Genomic DNA, 4,470 nt, shown 5'->3' with positions numbered 1-4,470 from the left:
GGTATAGAAAAACACCCGGGGTAACAACGATGTCAAATAGTTTTATGTATACCAGTTTCGCCGAGGCAACATTTGTGAAGATGTAAAGTGCGAAAAGAAGCAGGTTGAGGGCAACGTAAGTCATCCACGACCTTTCATTGCGATCATTCATTTCGTAGGTGGTTAACGCAGTACCGCCAGAATAATATTTTCGGTATATGTCCTTGATTTCCACCTTGCTGAGGTTATCTATTATTTCGCTTTTCAGTATCTCGCCTAGCTTTACTTTTATAATTTTCCCTGTAGAGATCACCATAATAACGACAAGGTTTTTATTTTTCTCAAAACCCAATAATTTGTATTTACTGTTTTCGGTTTCGTTGTTAATTGCCATTAAATCTTTCCTCGATGACTGCTCCAATAATGTAGCTAGTGTCAGTGTCAAAGCCGTCACTGATAATACGTAGTTTTTTTGTTGTTTTATCGTACGCCAGTTTTTCTCCATCGCCACTTGACGAACCCTTCTTAACTATCAAAATATCTCCTGGTTCGTTCATTCCACTGATTTCATTCTCCAGAAGCACGCCTATCAAATTGCAGGCTGTGCCGAAGTAATATGTCAGCGGATGCGTGATGGCTAGTTCACCAATTCTTTTGTCCAGACTTTCAATCAGCAAACACTCTTTGATAACCGGGACTGCTGTGGGATTCATATTCCCTTGTGGTGAGATACTACTCTCTATTGTTTCTTTCTCTTCAAAATCTATTGTCTCTATCTCTTTATAAGACACACCAAAAAAATCCGATATTTTTCGAATGGTAGATTGTTGTACATGGACAACCCTTCCTTCCAAAATGTTATAGATGGTCGTTCTGGTCAATCCGCTAGCATTGCACAAGGAAAGTCGAGTCTCTCCACGGCTCTTTATCAGGTACTTGATGTTGTTTTTTAATTTTTCCGTTCTGTCTTTCTTGTGCATTAAATATTTACCATTTGCTTGTCGTTGCAATAGATCGCACGTAGGGAGGTGATTCGCTTTGAGTGCAGCATCCTACACGCCTGCACCCTAGACAAAAAAGATAATTTTTCACACGGGTTAAACAACTGTGGAATATTTTCTATTGCCGCGATGGAGTTCTGACATTGAATGTAAGACGCTGCCTACTCAGGCTATAGAAGTTTCTTACAGTAACTAGGAAGAGCCAAAAAACATTAATCTGGCGAGAATCATTTAATTACACAGATGTTCATTTATTTGATTAATTAAATGGAATTTTCTGGTAATAAATCTACCGGTCCGCCCTGTATAGCCGTCACCCAATCCTGGTTGAGGGCAAGAGACGGACGCTTTCTTACCCTTGCAAGGAGCTCTGTTATGAAAAAGATCACCTCAATCGCAACCGAATCGTCAGGCCTTCCAGCCGACGACACCGTCGATTCATCCCGTCCCGCCAAAGTCACCGAACAACTCGTCAGCGTGCCCCTGCGTACTCACACACGTCCCGCGTCTGCCAGCTATTTCTTCGCCGTCGTTCCGGATGTCGACACGGAATCCCTGCTCTGTCACGCCTCTGAAACCCTCGCCTCCCTCAGTGTCATGGCCACCGATCTTGCCCGCGAACTGGAAGGCCCTCGTCGCCATGTCATTGTGGGTATTCAGCAACTGTCCGCGCTGGGCGAATTGCTGGTCAATCGAGTGCTGGACAACCTGGAACTGCCCCGGGGATCGTCTGAAGGTCGTCCAACTGCCAACGCTGAATAATCGTGTGCCTTTACCCAATGGAGGTTTTTCATCATGGATCGATACATGCCTATCACTGGCATCGACTGCAACGTCCCATCATTGCTGATCGACACTGAAGCACCACTGGACGTGTTGCATAAAACCGCGGCCTACCGCATTCGTACCGCAACGCAGCTGCTGGAGAACATTGCGTTTGGCGAAGGTGTCCACAGTGAGCTGGCGCGGGTGTTGGTGACTTCACTGCGCGATGGCTGTGATTTGATGGATGTCGTCGGACGACGATTGCAGGGGCAGGTTTCAGCGTAGAAAAAAGGGCGCCGTTTGGCATATTGCCGATCAGTTAAGCCGTAACACGATCTGTAGCAGCTGGCGAAGCCTGCGTTCGGCTGCGTAGCAGTCGTAAAACCTGAGCGCGAGGTCTTCCTGAAAACCGCGTCGCCTGATTTCACGACTGCTGCGCAGCCGAACGCAGGCTTCGCCAGCTGCTACAGTCCGTGTTGTTCCTTAACGGGTCGGCTCCTACGGGTTCTTAATCCCATTGCTTCCGGTTAATAGGAAGCATTACTATTCACGCCCCGTCTTCACAGCACACCGCAATGACCCCCAAGCTGCCCCGCAGACACGGCTTTTTCGAGCATTACGAAGAGTTGGTCGGGACCTGGACCCGTCGCCTGAGAAATCGTCAGCAGGCCGAGGACCTGGCCCACGACACTTTCGTGAGGGTGCTTGAGTCCGATTCGGCTTTGGTTGCACAACCTCGGGCGTATTTGCACCAGACCGCGCGCAACATCGCGGTGGATGGTTATCGGCGTGAGGATCGGCGGGGCGCCATGGAGTCGGAGGCGGTTGATCACAGTGTGTCGTCGTCCGGCGACCCGGAGCATTTCATGCAGGCGATCCAGTTGGCTGACTCCATCGAACGGGCACTCACCGAGTTGCCGGTCAACTGCCGCAAGGTGTTTGTCTGGCAGAAGATCGAAGGCCTGACTCAGGCCGAAATCGCTGAACGCCTGGGGCTGTCCAAGAACATGGTGGAAAAGTATATGATCCGCACGCTGCGGCATCTGCGCGACCGCCTTGACGGATTGCAATCATGATGTGCGATGGCTTTTGTAGGAGCTGGCGAAGCCTGCGATCTTTTGGCGGCATTGAAATCGCTGGAGATCAAGATCAAAAGATCGCAGCCTGCGGCAGCTCCTACATAAGGCAAATCGGCGGTGCCTTCTCATCCCCAGCCAAACAGGAACTTCCATGATGGATACTCGTGATTGTGCGTGCGGGCAAACAACGGTTCGCGACGAGGCGGCGCGGTGGTTTGTGCGTTTTCAGGAACCTGCGATCAATGTCGAAGAGTACCGGCATTTCGAAGCCTGGCTGGACGAACACCCTCAGCATCGCGATGAATTCCAGTTGCTTCAGGGCTTGTGGGCGGCGGCTGATTTGCTGCCGGCGGCGCGCCTGCAAGCCTTGTGTGAAACCCCGCCAGCGCGCAGCAAACGTCGCCCGCTGGTGCGTTATGCGATGGCCGCCAGCGTGTTGGCCGTCGCACTCGGCTTGGGGTTGTTCAGCGGTTTGAATCACCCGGCAATCTACACCGCCGAGTTTTCCACGGCCCTGGGCGAGCGACGTCATGTGGCGTTGCCGGACGGTTCGGTGATCGACCTGAACAGCCGCAGCCGCGTTCAGGTGCGCTATGAAAACGACCGTCGCAGCATCGAGCTGACGCAGGGCGAAGCGATGTTCAGCGTCGAGCATGACACCCGTCGGCCTTTCGTGGTCGAGGCGGGCAGCGGCAAGGTCACGGTTACCGGCACCCGTTTTGATGTGCGCCGCGACACCGCCAAAACCCGGGTCGTGGTGGAGCAGGGCACCGTGAAGGTTCAGGGGCACGCAGCGGCGGACAGCGATTTCATCAGCCTCACGGCCGGTCTCGGCACGCACATCGATGCCCAAGGCAAAGTGGCCGCTGCCTACGCGATCAATCCTGCCGAGCTGACCGCCTGGCGCAGCGGCAAACTGGTGTTCAACAACGCCAGACTCAGCGACGTCGCCGAGGAAGTCTCGCGCTATCGGGAGAAACCGCTCACTGTCGGCAACGACAAAGTGGGCAATCTGCGCCTGACCAGCGTGTTCAAATCCGACAACACCGACGCACTGCTCAAGGCCTTGCCGAGCATTCTGCCGGTGGCCGTGCGCACCCTCGATGACGGCAGTCAGGAAATAATCTCAAAATAAATTCAGGTTTTTTTCGAGTTGATCGTCTTCCTGTCCAACTGCAACTGGTTTGCATTAACAAGCGCACACTCTTGCGATCCACAGGACTCCGTTCGACGTGAAAAAATCCACCGCTAAAAACAACAAATTCCCTTGGTTGCGCCTCGCTCTCGCCCTGGCTGTCACTGCGGCGCTACCCCAGGCCTTTGCCGCCGACGCGATTCACATCCCGGCGCAACCCCTGGGGCAGGCCCTGAGTGAACTGGGCCAGCAAACCTCGCTGCAGGTGTTCTTCAGCCCTGAGCTGGTCGCCGGCAAACAGGCCCCGGCGGTGGACGGCAACCTTTCGCCAGAAGACGCACTGCGCCAGCTGCTGCAAGGCAGCGGTCTGCAATACCAGATCGACGAAGGTTCGGTCACGTTGATGCCTGCACCGACGTCTGCTGCCAGCGGCCCGCTGGAGCTGGGCGTGACCGACATCAAGGTGGTCGGCGACTGGCTCGGTGACGCCGATGCCGCCGTGGTGCAGAAC

6 protein-coding genes and 1 pseudogene are annotated in these 4,470 nt (G+C 53.4%); 5 read left to right on the top strand and 2 right to left on the bottom strand.

The genetic code is table 11. The annotated features are described in order from the left end of the window. A pseudogene (locus WLY71_RS29780) lies at nucleotides 1–373 on the bottom strand (queuosine precursor transporter); the annotation flags it as partial. After that, nucleotides 363–959, bottom strand: coding sequence for a helix-turn-helix transcriptional regulator (locus tag WLY71_RS29775; RefSeq protein WP_347806426.1), 597 nt, complete (start codon nucleotides 957–959; stop codon nucleotides 363–365). The gene WLY71_RS29775 and the pseudogene WLY71_RS29780, both read right to left, overlap by 11 nt. 396 nt (nucleotides 960–1,355) lie before the next feature. Between WLY71_RS29775 and WLY71_RS29770 the strand changes: the two genes are divergently transcribed. From WLY71_RS29770 to WLY71_RS29750, 5 genes are all read left to right on the top strand, one after another. Then, a complete protein-coding gene (locus tag WLY71_RS29770; RefSeq protein WP_347806425.1) occupies nucleotides 1,356–1,742 on the top strand; it encodes a DUF6124 family protein in 387 nt (128 codons plus the stop codon). A gap of 33 nt (nucleotides 1,743–1,775) precedes the next feature. After that, nucleotides 1,776–2,030, top strand: a complete 255-nt coding sequence (locus WLY71_RS29765) for a hypothetical protein (RefSeq protein ID WP_347806424.1) — start codon at nucleotides 1,776–1,778, stop codon at nucleotides 2,028–2,030. A 290-nt stretch (nucleotides 2,031–2,320) separates the two neighbouring features. Further along, nucleotides 2,321–2,821, top strand: a complete 501-nt coding sequence (locus WLY71_RS29760; protein WP_149631791.1) for a sigma-70 family RNA polymerase sigma factor — start codon at nucleotides 2,321–2,323, stop codon at nucleotides 2,819–2,821. A gap of 154 nt (nucleotides 2,822–2,975) precedes the next feature. After that, the gene (locus WLY71_RS29755) at nucleotides 2,976–3,959 is read left to right on the top strand and encodes a FecR family protein (protein WP_347806423.1); all 984 of its coding nucleotides are present in this window, start codon (nucleotides 2,976–2,978) and stop codon (nucleotides 3,957–3,959) included. A 97-nt stretch (nucleotides 3,960–4,056) separates the two neighbouring features. Beyond that, nucleotides 4,057–4,470 (top strand): STN domain-containing protein (locus WLY71_RS29750; protein ID WP_347806422.1); only part of this gene is annotated, 414 nt, incomplete at its 3' end.

Origin of the sequence: Pseudomonas rossensis, assembly GCF_039888995.1 — a bacterium.
Lineage (GTDB): Bacteria > Pseudomonadota > Gammaproteobacteria > Pseudomonadales > Pseudomonadaceae > Aquipseudomonas > Aquipseudomonas rossensis.
Note: the sequence above shows the minus strand (reverse complement) of the source record. Positions and strands in the feature narration are given on the sequence as shown.

Coding starts and splice junctions, on each gene's coding strand:
- WLY71_RS29775 (WP_347806426.1), bottom strand. CDS start 959: ATGCACAAGAAAGACAGAACGGAAAAATTAAAAAACAACATCAAGTAC.
- WLY71_RS29765 (WP_347806424.1), top strand. CDS start 1,776: ATGGATCGATACATGCCTATCACTGGCATCGACTGCAACGTCCCATCA.
- WLY71_RS29760 (WP_149631791.1), top strand. CDS start 2,321: ATGACCCCCAAGCTGCCCCGCAGACACGGCTTTTTCGAGCATTACGAA.
- WLY71_RS29770 (WP_347806425.1), top strand. CDS start 1,356: ATGAAAAAGATCACCTCAATCGCAACCGAATCGTCAGGCCTTCCAGCC.
- WLY71_RS29755 (WP_347806423.1), top strand. CDS start 2,976: ATGATGGATACTCGTGATTGTGCGTGCGGGCAAACAACGGTTCGCGAC.